Source organism: Aggregatibacter sp. oral taxon 513 (assembly GCF_018128305.1).
Lineage (GTDB): Bacteria > Pseudomonadota > Gammaproteobacteria > Enterobacterales > Pasteurellaceae > Aggregatibacter > Aggregatibacter segnis_A.
Genome location: NZ_CP072381.1, coordinates 1,482,106 through 1,501,698 on the forward strand (window position 1 = coordinate 1,482,106; position 19,593 = coordinate 1,501,698).

Here is a 19,593-nt window from a genome sequence, read left to right on the forward strand (position 1 = left end):
TTTTATGTTAGCGATTATTTCTCCCGCAAAAACATTAGATTTTGAGAATGCAGTGCCCAAAAAACTCCCGCATTTTCAACCGCACTTTTTAGCCCAAAGCCAGCAACTGATCGATATTTGCCGTGAGCTGACACCGGCAGACATCGGCTCATTAATGTCAATCAGCGATAAACTTGCCGGGCTTAATGCCGCCCGTTTTGCTGAATGGCAACAAAACCACAATGAACATAATGCTAAAGCGGCGGTTTATGCGTTCAAAGGCGATGTTTACACGGGCTTAGACATTGAATCCCTCAACGAAGAAGATGTGTTATATGCTCAACAACACTTGCGTATTTTATCCGGCTTATATGGTTTATTGGCGCCATTAGACTTAATCCAGCCATACCGCTTGGAAATGGGAACAAAACTCGCTAATCCGAAAGGCAAGGATTTATATGCGTTCTGGCACAATGTCATTACGCCGGTATTGCAACAAGCGATCGATCAACAAGGCGGCACACTCATTAACTTGGCCTCCGACGAATACTACAAATCGGTGCAAGAGCACAACCTCAAAGGCAACATTATTAAACCGGTCTTTTTAGATAACAAAAATGGGAAGTATAAAGTAATTAGCTTCTATGCTAAAAAGGCACGCGGCTTAATGTGTCGTTACCTCATTCAACATCGCATTAGCGACGTAGAACAGCTCAAGGAATTCGACCTTGGTGGCTACTGGTTTGACCGTGCCTCATCCACCAAAACAGAATTTGTCTTTAAACGTGATTTGGCGGAATAAACATGATGAAAAAAACACTTGTTATTTTAACCGCACTTTTCCTAACAGCGTGCGTTTCCAACTCACAATTAGACGTACCGCAAAGCATTCAACACAACGATAAAACCTACCAACTTACTACCCAACAAGATTTGGGCAGTGTTGCTCGTTATGTTTATCTGTTGCCGGGCGAAACACCGAAAGAATGGCAAAGTGCGGTGGAGATTTTACTCGATCGCAATTTTCAAAACCGCACTTTGCAGGAACGTATTGATTTGCGTAAACGGGTTTATACCAACACCGGTGTGAAAAATTTTCAGCTTTATAAACAAGACGAAACATTGTACGCCTATGTCATTTATGAGCCGTCCGAACAAAACAAAGATTGGCAAATCGACATGGCAAAGGGTAAAGAATTGCCGTTTTGTGGCTTTGTGCAATATCAGTATTCCTTGAAAATTCCGAAAAATTACAAACTCGGCAATATGAATAGCAAACGCGTGGTCAACCATCTGAAAAAATATTTGGTTGAAAAAGAAATGAAACAACTGAGCAAAGCGGATTGGCTTTTGGGATGTAAAGCGTAATGCCGGCTTCTGAATATTCCGCTCAAGTCAAAAAGGCGGCGCATTTTTCCATTATCACCGCTTTAGTGTTGATTATTGTGAAAGGCATTGCCTGGTGGCAAACCGGCTCGGTGAGTATGCTCGCCTCTATCACCGATTCCATGTTGGATTTATTGGCCTCTTTCATGAGCATGCTGATTTTGCGTTTTGCTTTAATGCCTGCGGATCACAACCACTCTTTTGGCCACGGCAAAGCGGAATCACTGGCTTCTTTGGTGCAAAGTGCCTTTATTTCCGGTTCGGCGATTTTTCTGTTACTGCAAGGCATACACCGTTTTAATTCTCCGCAAGCCTTGAACAATACAATACTTGGTATGTTGGTTACCGTATTTTCCATTTTTGCGACACTATTATTAGTGTGGTACCAAGGACGCGTAATTGAACAAACGGATAGCCCGGCAATTAAAGCGGATCGGTTGCATTATCAAACAGATTTGCTGATGAACTTTGCCATTTTGATTTCCTTAGGCTTGAGTGTGCACGGTATTTTATGGGCAGATGCGGTTTTTGCGATTTTAATCTCCCTTTATATTTTATTAAATGCGGCCAAAATGCTGTTTAGTTCAACACAGTTATTGCTTGATCAAATGTTACCGGCAGAGGAAATTGAACAAATTAACGCGGTACTTAACCAAGAAATCGCCCAAGATCCGCGCATTCTCGGGTTTCATGCGTTACGCACCCGTCGTTCCGGCGCGATTCGTTTTATTCAATTTCACCTTGAATTGGCGGATGAACTGTCTTTTATCGAAGCACATGACATCACCGAACATTTGGAAACACGGTTAAAAACAACATTCCCGCACAGCGATATTGTGATCCATCCGGAACCCACATTTGTTGTACAACAAGAAATGCAGCACATAAAAAAAATGCTATAATTCGCGCACGTTTAACCTAAACAACCGATTTTTAAATTAAAACTTTATGTAAGGGATAACTTATGATTAAAAAAATTGCAGTACTAACAAGTGGCGGCGACGCACCGGGCATGAACGCAGCAATTCGCGCAGTAGTTCGTGCGGGTTTATCCGAGGGATTAGAAGTTTATGGTATCTATGACGGCTATTATGGCTTATACCACAACAACATTAAGCAATTAACCCGCTACAGCGTATCCGACATCATCAACCGTGGCGGTACCTGTTTAGGCTCAGCACGTTTCCCGGAATTTAAAGATCCGGAAGTGCGTGCAAAATGTGCCGATATCTTACGTTCTCACGGCATTGATGCGCTCGTTGTTATCGGCGGGGACGGTTCTTACATGGGCGCAAAATTGCTGACCGAAGAACACGGTTTCCCATGCGTCGGTATTCCTGGCACCATTGATAATGACGTTGCCGGGACCGACTACACCATCGGCTACCAAACCGCATTACAAACCGCGGTTGAAGCTATTGACCGTTTACGTGACACATCCAGTTCCCACCAACGTATTTCTATCGTAGAAATCATGGGCCGCCACTGTAGCGACCTCACCATTTCTGCAGGGATTGCCGGTGGATGCGAATACATTGTGGCCTCCGAAGTGGAATTTAACCGCGAAGAACTGATTCGCCAAATTGAACGCAGCATCATCAAAGGCAAACGCCATGCGATTATTGCGATTACTGAATTAATCTGCGACGTAAATGAATTAGCGAAAGAAATTGAAGATCGCGTTCACCATGAAACCCGCGCCACCATTTTAGGCCATATCCAACGTGGCGGTACACCATGTGCATTCGACCGTATCCTCGGTTCCCGCATGGGCGTCTATGCTATCGACTTATTGCTCCAAGGCAAAGGCGGTTACTGTGTGGGTATCCAAAATGAACACTTGGTTCACCACGACATCATTGATGCCATCAACAACATGCGCCGTGAATTTAAAGCAGACTGGTTGACCATGTTCAAACGCTTAGACTAAGCGCTATCGTTTTACTGAAAACAAAAGTGCGGTCAAAATCCATTGTGTTTTTTGACCGCACTTTTTTATGTCCCGAAATAGGCGACTAACTCTTAAAATTCTTTACCCAATCCATTTCAACAACACCAACACCTCATAATGTGCGGTATGTGGGAACATATCGAACAGTTGGATCTTTTCCAGTTGATAATGGGTGAGCGAGCGCAAGTCTTTCCCCATGGTTTCAGCGTTGCAACTGGAATACAAAATAAAGTGCGGTCGCATTTTATTGAGAAATTCAGCAAGCGATTGACCTATGCCTCGACGAGGTGGGTTGACGATAACCAAATCGGGTTTGTCTGCTTGAGCCAAGGCAAAATTTGCCGCATCCAAGGATTGAAAATGAACTTGCTTCTCCAATCCGAGTTGTTGTGCCGATAGTTTCGCGGCGGCAATGGCAGAAGCGGAAATTTCAATGCCAGTGAGGTGAATTTGTTGTTTCGAGTTCTGCATTTGCAACGCTTTCAAGCAATGCAGCCCGAAACCGCCCACACCACAGAACAAATCCCAAAGTTGACGAACTGGCAGATCTTTTATCCATTGTTGTGCCGTACCGTATAATCCTTCAGCAACCTGCGGATTGGTTTGAAAAAATCCCTGCGGGCGAATAAAAAGTGGAATGCCGTTAAAGGTCTCAGGCAACGTATGTTGCTCCGTCAGAAAAATCTCTTTTTCACCTTCTAAAATCGCGGCATTTTGCGGTTGGATATTGACGCTAATGACGGCAAGTTGTGGTAATTTTTGACGCAATCCCGCCAATTCTCGTTGAATCAACGGCAATTTGGTTTCCGAACGCAATACAAAGCGCAACATGAGTTGCCGGCTGTGTTGGCTTTCTGTCAATAAAAGATGTTTCAATTCGCCTTTTTGCTTTGCCACGTTATACGGCACAAGGCCTGCGCGTGCAATGAAATCTTTAAGAAGAGGAAAGATAGCTTGAAAACGTTGTGGGTAAAGTGGGCAATCGCATAAATCCACCGCACTTTGTGGCTCTCGCGGATCCGGTAGAATCCCCAAAATGGGGCGTTCGACAGCGCCACTCACCACCATTTTGGCTTTATTACGAAACCCATCAAGGGAAGATTGAAAAGGCGCAATCCAACTCAAATGAGACGTATCTAAACCGTGCAGCTGCTGTTGCAAGTGAACGGTTTTCTGTTCTAGTTGAACAGAATACGGCAGTTCCAACCATTGACAAGAACGACAATCGCCTCGTTGATAATGTTCGCACTGAATCATATTAGTTTTTCGTTGCCAGCCATTGTTGTTGAAGTGCGGTCAGTTTTTGACGGTTTTCCAACCAACGGGGAGCTCTCTCTAATTCAGTCCAAGTAAGATTTTTGCGTTTGAAGAGACTTTGTAAGCGTTGTTGACGCAACAAAAAGCACGATTGTTTTTCTGAGAATTTTAAATTGTCTAAAACTTGGATCACACCGTCCCGCTCATTACAAAGTAACAACAAATCGCAACCTGCATTAAGCGCCTGTTCGCTACGCGCCACAAAATCCCCCATGAATCCCGCCCCTTTCATGCCAAGATCATCAGAGAAAATAGCACCGTTGAAATTCAGTTGGGAACGCAAAATGTCTTGTAACCAAAATTTAGAGCCACTTGCCGGTTGGTTGTCACATTGCGAATAAATCACATGGGCCGGCATAATGGCTTGTAGCAGATTTTGTTCGATAAGTTGCTGAAACGGCTGAATATCCTGATTGAAAATGTCTTCTTGACTCCGTTCGTCATAAGGCGTTTCTAAATGAGAATCGGCAATCACATGACCATGCCCTGGAAAATGTTTTCCTGTCGCTGCCATGCCGGCTTGATGCATGCCGCGAATAAAATTGCTGGCCAAATCCACCGCACTTTTTATCTCGCAACCAAAACTGCGATCGCCGATGGCTTTACATTGATGTCCAAGATCCAACACGGGTGCAAAGCTCAAATCAATATCAAGTGCGGTCATTTCTGCTGCCATTTGCCAACCGGCTTCAAACGCCATTCTTTGTTGTTCAATAGGATCATTAATCAACGCAGAAAACGCCTGCATTGCGGGAAGTTGAGTGAAACCATCACGGAAACGCTGTACTCTACCTCCTTCTTGATCCACCGTAATCAACAAGGGCTTTTTCACCTTTTGTCGCACAGATTGAATCAAGGCTTGTAATTGCGCACGGTCGTGAAAATTACGGGTAAAGAGAATCAATCCCGCCACGAGCGGATGTTCCAATAATTCGATTTCTTCTTTTTCCAGCTCGTAACCGGCTAAGTCAATGAGTAGTGTAGACATTTTAGTTTAAGCGGAGATATAAGCGGTAATTGGTGCTATTAGCAGTTGGTCGAGCCAATGTGAGCGGTTGTTTTTGTCGCGGTTGCAACGCCAATCTATGCCAAACGACAGGTTCTTCAGCAGTCACACTCACCCCATTTTTGTCATACCAAAACAGGCGATAAGCCAGGTTAACCGGCTGTTCGGTTTTATTTTTGACCCAAGCACTGTCGCTATCAACACCCGCATCCACGCTTTCCGCCGCCGGGGCTTCAATGTTTAAAATCGGGCTTTGCGTATTTAATAACGTCGGCACCTTTGCGCTGCATCCCGCCAAAAGTGCGGTCGCAAAAAAAAGGGAAATAGACTTTTTCATTATTTATCCAACATTTTACCTAAAGGCTCACCGCCAACGAGATGCATATGTAAATGGAACACTTCTTGTCCGCCGTGTTTGTTGCAGTTGACAATCAAACGATAACCATCTTGCGCAATGCCTTCTTGTGCGGCGAGTTTGGCGGCAACTGTGAACAAACGACCTAACGTCACTTCATCTTGTTCGGTTACATCGTTTACGGTAGGAATGAGCTTATTCGGGATGATCAAAATATGGGTTTTGGCTTGCGGTGCAATATCGCGAAATGCGGTGACAAGTTCATCTTGATAAACGATGTTCGCAGGAATTTCTTTGCGGATAATTTTGCTGAAAATAGTTTCTGCTGCCATGATTTTCTCCTTAAAAAATATTGCGTTTTATGACCGCACTTTTTAACAGAAAACCACTAAAATAGCAATTTATCAAGCTATCTTTGATGTCGTCGAGAAAGGCTTTCTATTACACCGATCTAATTATTGACAAAGAACAAAATTCTCGCATTAAAAAGGAGAAATATTTTTACTTTGCAGGGGAAAGAAAATATAATTAACAAAATTTATAAACTTTCAAATTTTTTTAAGTTTTTAGGTCTTTCCTTGTAATGCAACGTTGTGAACGGCGGTATTTAGGGGTCAAATAATGAAAAGGAATTCTGAAATGAATACCGAAACGTCCAAAACAACGTGTATGGTCTCTCCGGCGGAAATGAGCCAAATTGGCGAAGATGTCGGCGTTTATAAGGCCACTAAGAAACAAATTTTATCCTTTTTTTCTGCTATTCCGGCGGGTGCGTTTATCGCTTTAGCATTTGTTTTCTACACCACAACACAAACAGGAAATGTCGGTGCTTCGTGGGGATTAACCAAGTTGGTTGGCGGAATTGTATTCTCTCTTGGTGTGATTATGGTTGTTGTCTGTGGTTCAGAGTTATTTACATCTTCCACAATGACAATGGTCGCCCGTGCAAGCGGACGAATTAGTACTTTTCAAATGCTACGAAATTGGGTGGTGGTTTACTTCGGCAATTTCATCGGCGCACTTTTTATTGTTTTTCTCATTTGGTTTGCGGGTCAGACAATGGCTGCCAATGGGCAGTGGGGGCTCACCATTTTAGCGACTGCTCAACATAAAATTCACCACACATGGTTTGAAGCTTTTTGTTTGGGGATTTTGTGTAATGTGATGGTGTGTATTGCCATTTGGATGAGCTACGCAGGAAAAACATTGACAGATAAAGCATTCATTATGATTTTGCCGATTGCTTTGTTTGTTGCGTCAGGATTCGAGCACAGTGTAGCGAATATGTTTATGATCCCAATGGGAATTATGACCACGCACTTTAGCGCCCCGGAATTTTGGCAAGCAATTAATATCGATCCTCAACAGTTCGCGGATTTAGATCTTTATCATTTTGTGGTGAAGAATTTGATTCCGGTGACATTGGGGAACATTGTTGGCGGTGGTTGTTGTATTGGATTGGCCTTATGGTCAATCAACCGACCTCATTAATCGGTTCACAAAAAGGAAGGAAACCTAAGTTGTTTGTTTCCTTCCTAAACAGGTTTATTTTTATCAATAATCTAAAAGAGGAATGTTATGACTCAATTAACAGAAGCTCAACAAAAGGCTTGGGAAGGTTTTGTCGGTGGTGACTGGCAAAATGAAGTCAACGTGCGTGACTTTATCCAAAAAAACTATACACCGTATGAAGGTGACGAATCTTTCTTAGCTGATGCAACCCCTGCAACAACTGCGTTGTGGGATAAAGTCATGGAAGGCATCAAAATCGAAAACAAAACGCACGAGCCGTTAGATTTTGACACAGACAACCCATCAACCATCACTTCTCACAAACCTGGCTATATCAACAAAGAATTAGAAAAAATCGTTGGTCTTCAAACTGATGCCCCGTTAAAACGGGCCATTATGCCATACGGTGGTATCAAAATGGTTAAAGGCTCTTGTGAAGTTTATGGCCGCCAATTAGATCCAGAAGTAGAACATATTTTCACTGAATATCGTAAAACACATAACCAAGGTGTGTTCGATGTTTATACACCGGATATCCTTCGTTGCCGTAAATCAGGCGTGTTAACCGGTTTACCGGATGCTTACGGTCGTGGTCGTATTATCGGTGACTATCGTCGTTTAGCCGTTTACGGTATCGACTATTTGATGGCTGACAAGAAAAAACAATTCGACTCACTCCAAGCAAGATTAGAACGTGGTGAAGACATTCAAGCGACTATTCAGTTGCGTGAAGAAATTGCCGAACAGCATCGTGCATTAGGCAAAATGAAAGAAATGGCAGCCTCTTATGGTTACGATATTTCTAACCCGGCGACTAACGCACAAGAAGCGGTTCAATGGACTTACTTTGCTTATTTAGCGGCTGTGAAATCACAAAACGGCGCTGCAATGTCCTTTGGTCGTATTTCTTCTTTCTTAGATATTTATATCGAACGTGATTTGCAAAACGGCAAAATCACCGAACAAGAAGCACAAGAATTAATTGACCACTTAGTGATGAAACTTCGTATGGTGCGTTTCTTACGTACACCTGAATACGATCAATTATTCTCCGGCGACCCAATGTGGGCAACCGAAACCCTAGGCGGTATGGGCTTAGACGGTCGTACATTAGTGACCAAAAACAGCTTCCGTATTTTACACACCCTTTACACCATGGGACCATCTCCGGAACCAAACTTAACTATCCTTTGGTCCGAAAAATTACCTGAAGCATTCAAACGTTACTGTGCCAAAGTGTCTATTGATACCTCTTCAGTACAATACGAAAACGATGACTTAATGCGTCCGGATTTCAACAGCGATGACTATGCAATTGCTTGCTGTGTATCCCCAATGGTGGTGGGTAAACAAATGCAATTCTTCGGTGCCCGCGCGAACTTAGCAAAAACCTTGTTATACGCAATCAACGGTGGTATCGATGAGAAAAACGGTATGCAAGTCGGTCCGAAAACCGAGCCAATTAAAGATGAAGTGCTTGATTTCGACACAGTAATGACCCGCATGGACAGCTTCATGGATTGGTTGGCAACACAATATGTGACCGCCTTGAACATCATCCATTTCATGCATGACAAATATGCTTATGAAGCTGCATTAATGGCATTCCATGATCGCGATGTTTACCGCACTATGGCTTGTGGTATCGCAGGACTTTCCGTTGCAGCTGACTCTTTAGCCGCAATTAAATATGCGAAAGTAAAACCAATTCGTGGTGACATTAAAGACAAAAACGGCAATGTTGTGGCTTCTAACGTGGCAACAGACTTCGAAATCGAAGGCGAATATCCGCAATTCGGTAACAATGATTCCCGTGTAGATGATATCGCATGCGACTTAGTTGAACGTTTCATGAAGAAAATTCAAACCCACAAAACATATCGCAACGCGACTCCGACACAATCTGTGCTTACTATTACTTCTAACGTGGTATATGGTAAGAAAACAGGTAATACACCGGACGGTCGTCGTGCAGGAGCGCCATTTGGACCAGGTGCAAACCCAATGCACGGTCGTGACCAAAAAGGTGCGGTAGCCTCCTTAACGTCTGTGGCTAAATTACCATTTGCTTACGCGAAAGATGGTATTTCTTATACCTTCTCTATCGTGCCAAATGCGTTAGGTAAAGAATACGAAGCACAAAAACGCAATCTTGCCGGCTTAATGGACGGTTACTTCCACCACGAAGCGGAAGTAGAAGGTGGTCAACACTTGAACGTTAACGTGATGAACCGTGAAATGTTATTAGACGCAATGGAAAATCCGGAGAAATATCCGCAATTAACCATTCGTGTTTCTGGTTATGCCGTACGTTTCAACTCATTAACCAAAGAGCAACAACAAGACGTTATCACCCGTACATTTACACAATCAATGTAATTTCGTGATAAAACTGTGTTAATATTTCAGCCGCTTACCGCAAGGTAAGCGGTCTGATTTTTTTGGGGATATCCCAATTTTGTAAACATAGCTAGGTCATTAAAAACATTTATAAAAACGACCGCACTTTTAACGAATAATGTGACGAATTATTGAGGAATGCATGTCAGTTGTAGGAAGAATCCACTCTTATGAATCCTGTGGCACCGTTGACGGCCCGGGCATTCGTTTTATTCTGTTTTTGCAAGGCTGTTTAATGCGCTGTAAGTATTGTCATAACCGCGATACTTGGGATTTGCATGGTGGCAAAGAAGTTACGGTGGAAGAACTGATGAAAGAAGTGGTCAGTTATCGTCATTTTATGAATGCGTCAGGCGGTGGAGTGACAGCTTCCGGTGGTGAAGCCATTTTACAGGCAGAATTCGTGCGTGATTGGTTCCAAGCCTGTAAAAAAGAAGGCATCAGCACCTGCTTAGACACCAACGGTTTTGTGCGTCATTACGATCATGTGATTGATGAACTCATTGATGCGACAGATCTCGTTTTACTTGATTTAAAAGAGCTCAACGATCAAGTACATCAAAACCTTATTGGCGTTTCCAATAAGCGTACGCTCGAATTTGCCAAATATTTACAAAAACGTAACCAACCAGTTTGGATTCGTTATGTTGTCGTGCCGGGTTACACGGACTCTGACCATGACATCCATCAGCTCGGCCAATTTATTGAATGCATGACGAATATTGAAAAAGTAGAACTTCTTCCTTATCACCGTCTTGGCGCACATAAATGGGCAGCCATGGGGGAAAAATATGAATTGGAAGAAGTAAACCCGCCAACGAAAGAATCCCTAGAGCACATCAAAAACATCCTCGAAGGCTACGGTCATATCGTCAAATATTAAGTTGGATCGGGGCAACCCGATCTTCAAAAAACATTCCTTTTTATGACCGCACTTTTAACCATAAATAAAACGCCTTTCACATTTACGCTACGCTAAAAGCGCACTACAATAACCTCTAATCTACTTCTTCAAGGATTTCTTATGCGCTACATTCTCATTGCGCTGTTTTTATGGAGCAGCTCTTTTGTTGCTGGTAAATACACCTATTCCATGCTAGATCCGGTGTTAATGGTACAAATGCGTCTGATCATCGCCAGCTTTATTGTTTTCCCTATGTTTGTACGAGTTTGGAAGCGCGTTCCCAAAACAGTTCGCCCACAAGTGTGGTGGCTTGGGTTTCTCAATTATCCGGCTATTTTCCTTTTACAATTCATCGGATTAAGCCATACATCGGCGTCTAGCGCCTCTACAATGCTCGGTTTAGAACCTTTCCTCGTGGTACTTATCGGACACTTTTTCTTCGGCGACAAAGCCAAAACCCATCATTGGATCTTTGGACTCGTTGCATTTTTAGGTGTTGTATTATTAATTTATGGGGGAGAAGAAACCGGCAATATTAGCCTTTTCGGTTGCAGTTTAGTGTTACTCGCCGGCATCGTATTTGCAGCTTGTCTGCGCTGGACACAAAGAATTATTGTGCAACTGACCGCGCAAGTTTATACCACCAGCAGCATCGTGCTCGGTACCATTACTTGTCTCCCATTCACCCTATGGCTCACTCAAAGCTGGGAAATTCATTGGAACTGGCTGGGGCTCGCCGGTCTGCTGTATATCGGAATCGGTTGTAGCTGGCTCGCTTATTATCTATGGAATAAAGGCATTAATAGTGTTGACTCTAATCTCGCCGGTATTTTAGTTTCCTTAGAGCCGGTATTTGCCATTATATTGGCCGTGTTATTACTCGGTGAAAACATCAGCCCACTTTCTTGGTTAGGCATTTTAGCCGTCGTCAGTACGACCCTAATTTCCAGTATTTATCCGCGTTTGCTACGCCGTGCAAGTTAATCTGAAAACAGCCCAAAAAAGAACCGCACTTTATATTTAGGCATAAAGTGCGGTTCTTTTTTTTGAGTATTTTTATGTTATTTACTGCACCAACATTAATCCCATGCAGCCTTTATCCGCTAGCATTAAATCAGAAGCACCAAAAGTAAAAGGATAGTTATTGGAGGACGTGTTATCGAATTTCACCAAAATAGTCACTGTGCCATTAATCAACACGCTGTCTTTCCAACCGATTTCACTTTCTTCCAACGCTTTACCGTTAATGGATTCCACAATAAATTTTGCGCCTCGTAACGCAAATCCTACTGCGGCGGACGCAGTCAACGTCCAACGCTCAACGCTGCCTAGTTTTGCCGAAACATCTAAACGACGCGGGTCAAAACGGTTCCGGTTAATGGTGGCATTGGTGACATCCACATGAAATGCTCGTTCCTGTTGCACTTTAGCAGACAACAGACTTGGCGCATCGGTGACAAATTGCCATGTTTGTTCTTTTTGTGCGAATGCACCGGCTAAGCCGTCCGGACGCAGTTCCAAAACCGTATTGTCAATTAACTCCCCTTCTGAACCGAAGAAATAACGAATGTTATCAATAAAATCACGTTTTTTCCCCACGATGAGAGAAACATTGTCGCCGTCATTCAAATCAACTAAAAGCTCAACACGCTCACTCGGTGCGACTTTGAGCACATTTAAGGTTTTGCCTTGTGGTAAAAAACCAAGATCTTGTGCAATCAATGTAAACGCTCGCTCATCCTCAAAACGAAGCTCATAAGTGCGGGAAAGAGACGCATTTAAAATGCGTAAACGCACCAAACCACGCGGTACATTGAAATAAGGAGCTTCCTGCCCGTTAACTAACAATCGTTCACCAAGAAAAGTGCCTTGATTCTGCTGAAAAAGTTGTGTGCCATCACTATTGAGTTGCATATCTTGCAAAATTAACGGGATGTCATCCACACCATATTTCTGTGGCAATCCCAATTTGACACTCTCCTTGTCCTCAATCAGCCACAAGCCGACCAAGCCACGATAAGTTTGATACGCTGAATTGGCAAGGGTGCAAGCATGATACCAACAGGTTGCCGCTGCCTGATTGATCGGAATAATCGGTGCCCAAGTTTCACCTTTTTGTAAATTTTTACCCACACCACCAATAAGCTCGCCCGATGCCTGTAAGCCTTGGATATTCATCGCAACAAATTGCGGTAAATTATTTTTCCAATTCAGTTTGGCAAAGTCATCTTTCTTAATTTTAATGGTTGGTCCTAAATAACTACCGTTAAAGCCCCACACTTCGGTACGTTTTCCGGACACGAGAGAAGTTTGGGTATTTTGCATATTCAGAAAAATCGGCTTACCCCGTCGAACTTCAAAGAGTGGCGGAATTTTCAACGCAGGACGTGTTGCCGCCAATAGCGGAGACGGCACCGCAAAAAGTGCGGTAGAAAATAACGTTGTTTTGAGTAGCTGACGACGGGAGCAATGTTTCATTTAAGCCTGCTTATTCTCGTTTTTCTGTTCAACTTCTTTTTGTGCCACCTCACGGTCCAATTCAGCGATGCGATTTTGCATCACATCATGGCAATATTCCGCTAATTCGCGCACATTTTCACGGCTGTAGCCGGACACATCAATGGGCTCCAGCATTTCACAAATCACCGTGTCATTATCCCAACGGTTTAAATTGATTTTATTGTGTGTTGTGGAACACACAACCGGCACAATCGGTACCCCCGCAGCAATGGCGGCGTGGAATGCACCGGTTTTAAATGGCAATAACCCGCGTCCACGGCTACGAGTCCCTTCCGGGAACATCCAAATGGACAAGTTATCTTCATTAATGCGACGAGCCAATTCTGACATGGTGTTATGCGCTTTAGAGCGGTTATCACGATCGAGAAAAATATTGCCCGTTGCCCAATATAAAATACCGAAAAACGGCACCCAAATCAGACTCTTCTTACCGACGCTTACTGTACGAGGCATGACCATGTAAGAAATGGTCACCATATCGTAGTTATTTTGATGGTTGCCAATATAAATACAACGACCAACTTTATCGGCATTCGCAGGGAAACGATGCTCCACTTTCAAACCAAAGAGTGGATGTAACCGTCCAAACCAACGGGCAAAAATGCCTACATTACTCGGATTACGGAAACGAATGAAAGAATAAAGCGTACCGAGGATACAAATAAGAATACAACAAATAACAATGATGAAAATTCTGGCGATTTTTAGCATGATAAAGCCCCTTAAAAATTTGCGTAAGTATAACGAAATTAGCCCGTTAAGTGTATTCATAACGATGAAATGTGCTAATCTAATCAAAAATTTTTTAATTGAATTTCTATGCAAAAAACCTATTTTATTGCGGATTTACATCTCTCCGAAAATCGACCGCACTTATTAGCCCTGTTTCGTCAATTTATGCAAGAACAAGCACCGCACGCGGAAAAACTCTATATTCTGGGCGATTTATTTGATTTTTGGATTGGCGATGATGAAAAATCTGATCTCATCAGCGAAGTGCAACAGCTCATCAGACATCTGACGGAACAAGGCGTGCCTTGTTATTTTCAGCATGGGAACCGAGATTTTTTGATTGGCAAAAAATTTGCTGAAGCATGTGGTTTAAGTTTATTGCCCACCTACCAATTAATCGATTTATACGGCACCCCCACCCTCTTATGCCACGGTGACACCCTTTGCGTGGACGATGTGAAATATCAACAATATCGCAAAAAAGTTCATCAAAAATGGCGCCAGTGGCTGTTCTTACATTTACCGTTAAAAGTGCGGTTAAAAATCGCAGAGAAAATTCGCGCGAAAAGCCGCCAAGATAAACAATTAAAATCGACGGAAATCATGGATGTGAATGCCGCTTTTGTGCAGCAAATTTTTGCGCAATTTCATGTGACGCAAATGATTCACGGACATACGCATCGCCAAAAACACCATGAAATCCCACCGCACTTTCATCGCATCGTGCTGGGTGATTGGGGAGAAACCTCTTCCCTTTTAGAAGTCACGCCCCATTCAATCGAATTTATTAATGATACGTTAAGGAGAAAAAATGGCTGATCCGCATATTAAATCGCCTATGGATCGTTGGGATTACGCAACAGTAATCATTTATCGTTTAGGCTTTGTCCTTGCCGTTCCAATGTTATTTATGCTGCCTTGGTATCCCACAACAGCACACTTTGGTTTGCTTATCGCAGCGACGTTATGTGCCGCTTGCGTCCATTTATATATGAAAAACTTCCGTTATATTTTTCAATTTGCCATGTGGGTGGGGTTGCTATGCCAAGTGTTAGGTTTTCCGCAACTGGCACTAGGAGCGGCATTTTTGGTCCTCGGCGGATTAAGTTATAAAGAATATTTTTGTTTCCGTGTCTTTGCCTTAAATCTACAACCGATATTTTTTGCGGTGTTATGGTTTGCCTTATTATTCAATATTACTTGGTTAAGCAGCCTATTATGCTTTATCACCGGACTTTTAATTTTGTTATTAAGCATTCAAAAATGGCGCATGCCGTTGCATTTTGATATTGGCGATAAAAGCAAATATCAGGTTTGATAAATTTCAGATAAAAAAATAGCCTACATCATGTAGGCTATTTTTATGCAAGAAAAAATTATTTCACGCGAGAAACGTATTCACCGGAACGGGTATCAACGCGAATCACTTCACCGATTTGTACGAATAATGGCACTTTCACCACAGCACCGGTGCTTAATGTTGCCGGTTTACCGCCGGTACCTGCAGTATCACCTTTAAGACCTGGATCAGTGTCAACGATTTCTAATTCAACGAAGTTTGGCGGAGTTACTGTGATTGGTGCACCATTCCATAAGGTAACGATACAATCTGCTTGGTCTAACAACCATTTTTCTGCATCGCCTACGGCTTTCGCATCCGCAGAATATTGTTCAAATGTTTCCGGGTGCATGAAATACCAGAACGCATCGTCTTTATAAGAATAAGTTAAGTTTAAATCCATTACATCAGCAGCTTCAACAGAAGTACCGGATTTGAAGTTCACATCCAATACTTTGCCGGAAATTAATTTACGAATACGGGTGCGGGTGAACGCTTGACCTTTGCCGGGTTTAACGAATTCATTTTCAACGATCACGCAAGGCTCGCCGTCTTGCATAAATTTTAGACCTGGTTTGAAATCACTGGTAGTATATGTAGCCATATTATCCTCAAGAAAAGATTGTTTTTTTAAAGTGGCTATTCTACATCAAAACATCCCGATTAGAGAAGAACAAAGTTGGCTAACACATTTGGCAAACGGGATTTCCGATCCGAAAATTTTATTACAACACCTCGAACTCCCTCTTGAATCATTCAAACAAGACATTGAAGCGCGCAAATTATTTGCCATGCGCGTACCGCTGCCTTTTGTAGAAAAGATGGAAAAGGGCAATCCAAAGGATCCTTTGTTTTTACAAGTCATGTCTTCTGCGGATGAGTTTTTACAAGCCGAGGGATTTAGCAAAGATCCGTTGGAAGAACAAGAAGATAAGAACGTCGTTCCCAATATCTTGCACAAATACCATAATCGCTTGTTATTTATGGTAAAAGGCGGTTGCGCAGTAAATTGTCGCTATTGTTTTCGCCGTCATTTTCCTTATGAAGACAACAAAGGTACCAAGCAAAATTGGCAAAAAGCGTTGCAATATATTGCGGAATGTCCTGAAATTGAGGAAGTGATTTTTTCCGGTGGCGATCCGCTGATGGCAAAAGATCATGAGCTCGAGTGGCTGATAAAACACTTAGAAAACATACCGCACTTAAAACGCCTTCGTATTCATTCCCGTTTACCGGTCGTTATTCCGCAACGGATAACCGATGCGTTTTGTCGCCTTTTAGCGCAAACCCGGTTGCAAAAAATTTTGGTCACCCATGTCAATCACGCCAATGAAATTGATGAAGCTTTTGCCCATGCTATGGCGAAATTAAAGAATTGCGGTGTCGTTTTATTAAACCAATCGGTTTTACTCAAAAATGTGAATGATGACGCACTAATTCTGAAAACATTGAGCGACCGCTTATTTTCAGTGGGTATTTTGCCTTATTATTTGCATTTGCTGGATAAAGTCGAAGGCGCAACGCATTTTTATCTGGATGACGCCCAAGCCCTGAAAATTTATAAAGAACTACAACGCATTAGCTCCGGTTATTTAGTACCGAAACTTGCCCGTGAAATCGGCGGAGAACCGAATAAAACCTTATATTCGTCTTGAGAAGACGGTATCAAAAAAGCAAAAGATGTTTTAAAATAGGCGCGATTTTTTACTTATCAATTTATGTCGTAATAGATTCGATTTCTCATTTCGTTCATCACCGAAAAAACGCAGAGAAAAACAACCGCACTTTTATGGCAGATCATCATTCGTTAATCAGAGGTATATTGTGGATTCTGAAAAAATAACCCCGGAAAATGAAAATAATCCGGCGCAAAATGAATTGGATTTAGGTTTTAATAAAATGGAACCAATCACCCCGAAAAAACCGACAAAACCGGAACCGTCCTTCTTTGAAAAAGCGAAAGGCATGTTCGCTAAAAAAGAACAAAAAAATACAGAAAATCAATTTGCTACCCGCAAAGAACCGGTATTCGGTGATTCAGCACCTGCGGATGTAGCCGCTGCAAGTTCAAATGTAGCAGAAGAAACCATTATTGCTGAAGAATCCATCGAAACCACGAATGTGGTTGTCGAGCCTGTACTTAATGCCGCAACAAATGAAACAAAACCGCAAGCAGAAAGCGTAGAAAAACCGGTCGTCAGCCTTAAAAACCCTGAAACCTGGCCGATGTTAGCGATGCTACCGCAAAAACATCGTCGTCTTTTTGTCACCATTTTAGCCCTGGTGCTACTGCTTATGTTCATTTTATGGATGAAACCGAGTTCAGATACGGTGCAATCTTATGAACAACAAAGCAACAATGACGTACCAATTCAATTCCAACAACTGGATCAATCACAAGTGAACGAGCCAACTGTGTTGGATAACCCGACCAGCACCGGTACACAGCCAAATACTGCTGAAAATATTGTTCCTGCGCAAAGCAATGAACCGATGGCAAATACCCCGGTAGCAGAACCTCAAGCAATGAATTCGGTTTCCGAAAACAAACCGGCGGAACAACCAAAAGCCGTGGAACCGGCTAAACCACAAGAAATGGTTAAGCCGCAAAGCACACCACATGAAACAGTGAAAAAACCGGAACCGGTGAAAACAAAAACGGTTGAAAAACCACAAAAAGTTGAGCATAAAAATCCACCGGTAAAAGCCCAAAGTGCGAAAACCGAAAAACAAGTGGTTGAAATTTTAGAAGCGAAACCGGCAACGACTAAAACAGTTAATACGAGTGCAGAAAGCAAAACCTTAGTCGTTCCGCAAGGCGTTTCTTTAATGCAGGTATTTCGTAATAACAACCTACCTATTGCCGATGTGAATGCCATGACAAAAGCCAATGGCGCCGGCAACGCGCTAAGCAGTTTCAAACCGGGCGATAAAGTTCAGGTAACTGTCAATGCACAAGGTCGTGTTAACGAGCTTCGCCTTTCCAATGGCGCACGCTTTGTTCGCCAAGCTGACGGTAGCTACCAATTTAAAAAATAATCCGTAAAATTCAATAAGCGTAGTCAAAACTACGCTTATTCCATTTAGAAGGGTACACATTATGTTAAGAGCGAGCTTTATATTACTGATGTTACTGGGTATTGCTGCTTGTACCTCCAAGCCAATCGAACCTAAAGCCTCCGAAAAACCGCAACAACCGGTTTTACAAAAAGCCACTCAAAAAGGAGAGATGAAAGAATACCTTTGTAAGGACGACAAAATCGTTCGTATCGTGTTTCACACTACCAAGCACAAAAAAAACAAAACGCGTTCCATCAGTTTAACGTTTAACAATGTGACCCATAAACTAAGCCCGACCATTGCGGAAAATGGGCGAAATTATGCCAACATTCATTGGGTGTGGCTAGAACGCAAAGATGTTTCCACCTTAAAAACCAGTGTTGGGGAAGTTCTCGCAGAACAATGTGTGCCACGTTAATAGCGTGAAAACACCGCAAAAAACCACCGCACTTTTTCTTCAATAAGCCGGATACCCTGGCTTATTGAGTTTTCATCCCACACAAAAACTTTATTAAAAACGCCATTATGTCAACTCTGAGCCAAATCAAAAACGCCATTATGCGCGATCCGCAAAATCAATCCTTCACTGAACGTGGTATTGAGCCGCTATTTGCTGCCCCGACAACTGCCCGCATTAACATTGTCGGACAAGCGCCTGGTACAAAAGCAGAACAAACGCGTTTGTATTGGAATGACCAAAGCGGTGATCGCCTACGCGAATGGTTGGGTGTCGATCGAGAGGTGTTTTATCATTCCGGCTTGTTTGCGGTGATTCCGATGGATTTTTACTATCCAGGGAAAGGCAAATCAGGCGATCTGCCACCACGCAAAGGCTTTGCAGAAAAATGGCATTCACAGATTCTAGCGAATTTACCTCATATTGAACTGACCATCTTGATCGGACAATACGCACAAAAATATTATCTGCCACAGAACAAACTTAATGTGACAGAAACCGTAAAAAATTACCGAATATTTCTACCGCACTTTTTGCCGCTCGTGCATCCATCCCCACGCAATCAGCTATGGTTGGCTAAAAATCCCTGGTTTGTGCAAGAAGCCATCCCGGCATTGCAACAACGGGTTAAACAAATCCTCGCCCGCTAAATGATGTAAATAAGGCATACAAAAA

The 19,593-nt window shown here is 42.7% G+C and carries 21 protein-coding genes; 14 read left to right on the forward strand and 7 right to left on the reverse strand.

Annotated features, from left to right (window positions below; translation table 11 throughout):
- Window positions 1–4: 4 nt before the first annotated feature.
- The 4 genes from yaaA (at window position 5) to pfkA (ending at window position 3,295) form a co-directional block, all read left to right on the forward strand.
- On the forward strand, window positions 5–781 hold the full coding sequence (yaaA, locus tag J5A60_RS07100; protein ID WP_212509911.1) for a peroxide stress protein YaaA: 777 nt from the start codon (window positions 5–7) through the stop codon (window positions 779–781).
- A 5-nt stretch (window positions 782–786) separates the two neighbouring features.
- On the forward strand, window positions 787–1,347 hold the full coding sequence (locus tag J5A60_RS07105; RefSeq protein WP_212510758.1) for a hypothetical protein: 561 nt from the start codon (window positions 787–789) through the stop codon (window positions 1,345–1,347).
- Window positions 1,347–2,267, forward strand: a complete 921-nt coding sequence (locus J5A60_RS07110; RefSeq protein ID WP_212509912.1) for a cation diffusion facilitator family transporter — start codon at window positions 1,347–1,349, stop codon at window positions 2,265–2,267. The genes J5A60_RS07105 and J5A60_RS07110 overlap by 1 nt, the downstream gene beginning before the upstream one ends.
- Before the next feature lie 62 nt (window positions 2,268–2,329).
- The gene (gene pfkA, locus J5A60_RS07115; RefSeq protein ID WP_048749355.1) at window positions 2,330–3,295 is read left to right on the forward strand and encodes a 6-phosphofructokinase; all 966 of its coding nucleotides are present in this window, start codon (window positions 2,330–2,332) and stop codon (window positions 3,293–3,295) included.
- Window positions 3,296–3,397: 102 nt separating this feature from the next.
- On the opposite strand, the gene rlmC is transcribed toward pfkA, so the two are convergent.
- Genes rlmC through hinT form a run of 4 tightly spaced genes read right to left on the reverse strand, consistent with a single transcriptional unit; the run spans window position 3,398 to window position 6,326 of the window.
- A complete protein-coding gene (gene rlmC, locus J5A60_RS07120; protein WP_048749353.1) occupies window positions 3,398–4,573 on the reverse strand; it encodes a 23S rRNA (uracil(747)-C(5))-methyltransferase RlmC in 1,176 nt (391 codons plus the stop codon).
- Window position 4,574: 1 nt separating this feature from the next.
- Complete coding sequence (gene nagZ / locus J5A60_RS07125; protein WP_212509913.1) at window positions 4,575–5,621, reverse strand: beta-N-acetylhexosaminidase; 1,047 nt, start codon at window positions 5,619–5,621, stop codon at window positions 4,575–4,577.
- 1 nt (window position 5,622) lies between these two features.
- Window positions 5,623–5,976, reverse strand: coding sequence for a YcfL family protein (locus tag J5A60_RS07130; protein WP_048749350.1), 354 nt, complete (start codon window positions 5,974–5,976; stop codon window positions 5,623–5,625).
- Window positions 5,976–6,326, reverse strand: coding sequence for a purine nucleoside phosphoramidase (gene hinT / locus J5A60_RS07135; protein WP_032997967.1), 351 nt, complete (start codon window positions 6,324–6,326; stop codon window positions 5,976–5,978). The genes J5A60_RS07130 and hinT overlap by 1 nt, the downstream gene beginning before the upstream one ends.
- Window positions 6,327–6,633: 307 nt before the next feature.
- On the opposite strand from hinT, the gene focA reads away from it, so the two are divergent.
- The 4 genes from focA (at window position 6,634) to J5A60_RS07155 (ending at window position 11,794) form a co-directional block, all read left to right on the forward strand.
- Complete coding sequence (gene focA, locus J5A60_RS07140; RefSeq protein ID WP_048749348.1) at window positions 6,634–7,485, forward strand: formate transporter FocA; 852 nt, start codon at window positions 6,634–6,636, stop codon at window positions 7,483–7,485.
- Between the two features lie 87 nt (window positions 7,486–7,572).
- Entirely contained in the window at window positions 7,573–9,885 is a 2,313-nt protein-coding gene (pflB, locus tag J5A60_RS07145) for a formate C-acetyltransferase (RefSeq protein ID WP_212509914.1), read from the forward strand.
- Between the two features lie 163 nt (window positions 9,886–10,048).
- On the forward strand, window positions 10,049–10,789 hold the full coding sequence (gene pflA / locus J5A60_RS07150) for a pyruvate formate lyase 1-activating protein (RefSeq protein ID WP_212509915.1): 741 nt from the start codon (window positions 10,049–10,051) through the stop codon (window positions 10,787–10,789).
- Between the two features lie 141 nt (window positions 10,790–10,930).
- Window positions 10,931–11,794, forward strand: coding sequence for a DMT family transporter (locus J5A60_RS07155; protein ID WP_006719208.1), 864 nt, complete (start codon window positions 10,931–10,933; stop codon window positions 11,792–11,794).
- An 81-nt stretch (window positions 11,795–11,875) separates the two neighbouring features.
- On the opposite strand, the gene J5A60_RS07160 is transcribed toward J5A60_RS07155, so the two are convergent.
- Both J5A60_RS07160 and J5A60_RS07165 read right to left on the reverse strand, forming a co-directional pair.
- The gene (locus J5A60_RS07160; protein ID WP_212509916.1) at window positions 11,876–13,288 is read right to left on the reverse strand and encodes a multicopper oxidase domain-containing protein; all 1,413 of its coding nucleotides are present in this window, start codon (window positions 13,286–13,288) and stop codon (window positions 11,876–11,878) included.
- Complete coding sequence (locus J5A60_RS07165) at window positions 13,289–14,041, reverse strand: 1-acylglycerol-3-phosphate O-acyltransferase (protein WP_212509917.1); 753 nt, start codon at window positions 14,039–14,041, stop codon at window positions 13,289–13,291.
- Between the two features lie 108 nt (window positions 14,042–14,149).
- On the opposite strand from J5A60_RS07165, the gene lpxH reads away from it, so the two are divergent.
- Together lpxH and J5A60_RS07175 are read left to right on the forward strand one after the other, a co-directional pair.
- Window positions 14,150–14,881: a UDP-2,3-diacylglucosamine diphosphatase gene (gene lpxH / locus J5A60_RS07170; protein ID WP_212509918.1), complete on the forward strand. Its 732-nt coding sequence runs from the start codon at window positions 14,150–14,152 to the stop codon at window positions 14,879–14,881.
- Window positions 14,874–15,380: a DUF2301 domain-containing membrane protein gene (locus tag J5A60_RS07175; protein WP_212509919.1), complete on the forward strand. Its 507-nt coding sequence runs from the start codon at window positions 14,874–14,876 to the stop codon at window positions 15,378–15,380. Before lpxH ends, J5A60_RS07175 begins: the two co-directional genes overlap by 8 nt.
- Before the next feature lie 58 nt (window positions 15,381–15,438).
- Here the strand turns inward: J5A60_RS07175 and efp are convergent, their stop codons facing one another.
- Entirely contained in the window at window positions 15,439–16,005 is a 567-nt protein-coding gene (efp, locus tag J5A60_RS07180; RefSeq protein WP_005544066.1) for an elongation factor P, read from the reverse strand.
- Between the two features lie 31 nt (window positions 16,006–16,036).
- Here efp and epmB point away from each other — a divergent pair, with 31 nt between their 5' ends.
- The 4 genes from epmB (at window position 16,037) to J5A60_RS07200 (ending at window position 19,568) form a co-directional block, all read left to right on the forward strand.
- On the forward strand, window positions 16,037–17,056 hold the full coding sequence (gene epmB / locus J5A60_RS07185; RefSeq protein ID WP_212509920.1) for an EF-P beta-lysylation protein EpmB: 1,020 nt from the start codon (window positions 16,037–16,039) through the stop codon (window positions 17,054–17,056).
- 169 nt (window positions 17,057–17,225) lie between these two features.
- Window positions 17,226–18,440, forward strand: a complete 1,215-nt coding sequence (oapA, locus tag J5A60_RS07190; RefSeq protein ID WP_212509921.1) for an opacity-associated protein OapA — start codon at window positions 17,226–17,228, stop codon at window positions 18,438–18,440.
- A gap of 61 nt (window positions 18,441–18,501) precedes the next feature.
- Window positions 18,502–18,879 carry an MliC family protein gene (locus J5A60_RS07195; RefSeq protein ID WP_212509922.1) on the forward strand — a complete coding sequence of 126 codons (378 nt, stop codon included), beginning with the start codon at window positions 18,502–18,504 and terminating at the stop codon, window positions 18,877–18,879.
- Between the two features lie 107 nt (window positions 18,880–18,986).
- Window positions 18,987–19,568, forward strand: a complete 582-nt coding sequence (locus tag J5A60_RS07200; protein WP_212509923.1) for a uracil-DNA glycosylase family protein — start codon at window positions 18,987–18,989, stop codon at window positions 19,566–19,568.
- The last annotated feature ends 25 nt before the right edge of the window (window positions 19,569–19,593 follow it).

Coding starts and splice junctions, on each gene's coding strand:
- yaaA (WP_212509911.1), top strand. CDS start 5: ATGTTAGCGATTATTTCTCCCGCAAAAACATTAGATTTTGAGAATGCA.
- J5A60_RS07105 (WP_212510758.1), top strand. CDS start 787: ATGAAAAAAACACTTGTTATTTTAACCGCACTTTTCCTAACAGCGTGC.
- J5A60_RS07110 (WP_212509912.1), top strand. CDS start 1,347: ATGCCGGCTTCTGAATATTCCGCTCAAGTCAAAAAGGCGGCGCATTTT.
- pfkA (WP_048749355.1), top strand. CDS start 2,330: ATGATTAAAAAAATTGCAGTACTAACAAGTGGCGGCGACGCACCGGGC.
- rlmC (WP_048749353.1), bottom strand. CDS start 4,573: ATGATTCAGTGCGAACATTATCAACGAGGCGATTGTCGTTCTTGTCAA.
- nagZ (WP_212509913.1), bottom strand. CDS start 5,621: ATGTCTACACTACTCATTGACTTAGCCGGTTACGAGCTGGAAAAAGAA.
- J5A60_RS07130 (WP_048749350.1), bottom strand. CDS start 5,976: ATGAAAAAGTCTATTTCCCTTTTTTTTGCGACCGCACTTTTGGCGGGA.
- hinT (WP_032997967.1), bottom strand. CDS start 6,326: ATGGCAGCAGAAACTATTTTCAGCAAAATTATCCGCAAAGAAATTCCT.
- focA (WP_048749348.1), top strand. CDS start 6,634: ATGAATACCGAAACGTCCAAAACAACGTGTATGGTCTCTCCGGCGGAA.
- pflB (WP_212509914.1), top strand. CDS start 7,573: ATGACTCAATTAACAGAAGCTCAACAAAAGGCTTGGGAAGGTTTTGTC.
- pflA (WP_212509915.1), top strand. CDS start 10,049: ATGTCAGTTGTAGGAAGAATCCACTCTTATGAATCCTGTGGCACCGTT.
- J5A60_RS07155 (WP_006719208.1), top strand. CDS start 10,931: ATGCGCTACATTCTCATTGCGCTGTTTTTATGGAGCAGCTCTTTTGTT.
- J5A60_RS07160 (WP_212509916.1), bottom strand. CDS start 13,288: ATGAAACATTGCTCCCGTCGTCAGCTACTCAAAACAACGTTATTTTCT.
- J5A60_RS07165 (WP_212509917.1), bottom strand. CDS start 14,041: ATGCTAAAAATCGCCAGAATTTTCATCATTGTTATTTGTTGTATTCTT.
- lpxH (WP_212509918.1), top strand. CDS start 14,150: ATGCAAAAAACCTATTTTATTGCGGATTTACATCTCTCCGAAAATCGA.
- J5A60_RS07175 (WP_212509919.1), top strand. CDS start 14,874: ATGGCTGATCCGCATATTAAATCGCCTATGGATCGTTGGGATTACGCA.
- efp (WP_005544066.1), bottom strand. CDS start 16,005: ATGGCTACATATACTACCAGTGATTTCAAACCAGGTCTAAAATTTATG.
- J5A60_RS07195 (WP_212509922.1), top strand. CDS start 18,502: ATGTTAAGAGCGAGCTTTATATTACTGATGTTACTGGGTATTGCTGCT.
- J5A60_RS07200 (WP_212509923.1), top strand. CDS start 18,987: ATGTCAACTCTGAGCCAAATCAAAAACGCCATTATGCGCGATCCGCAA.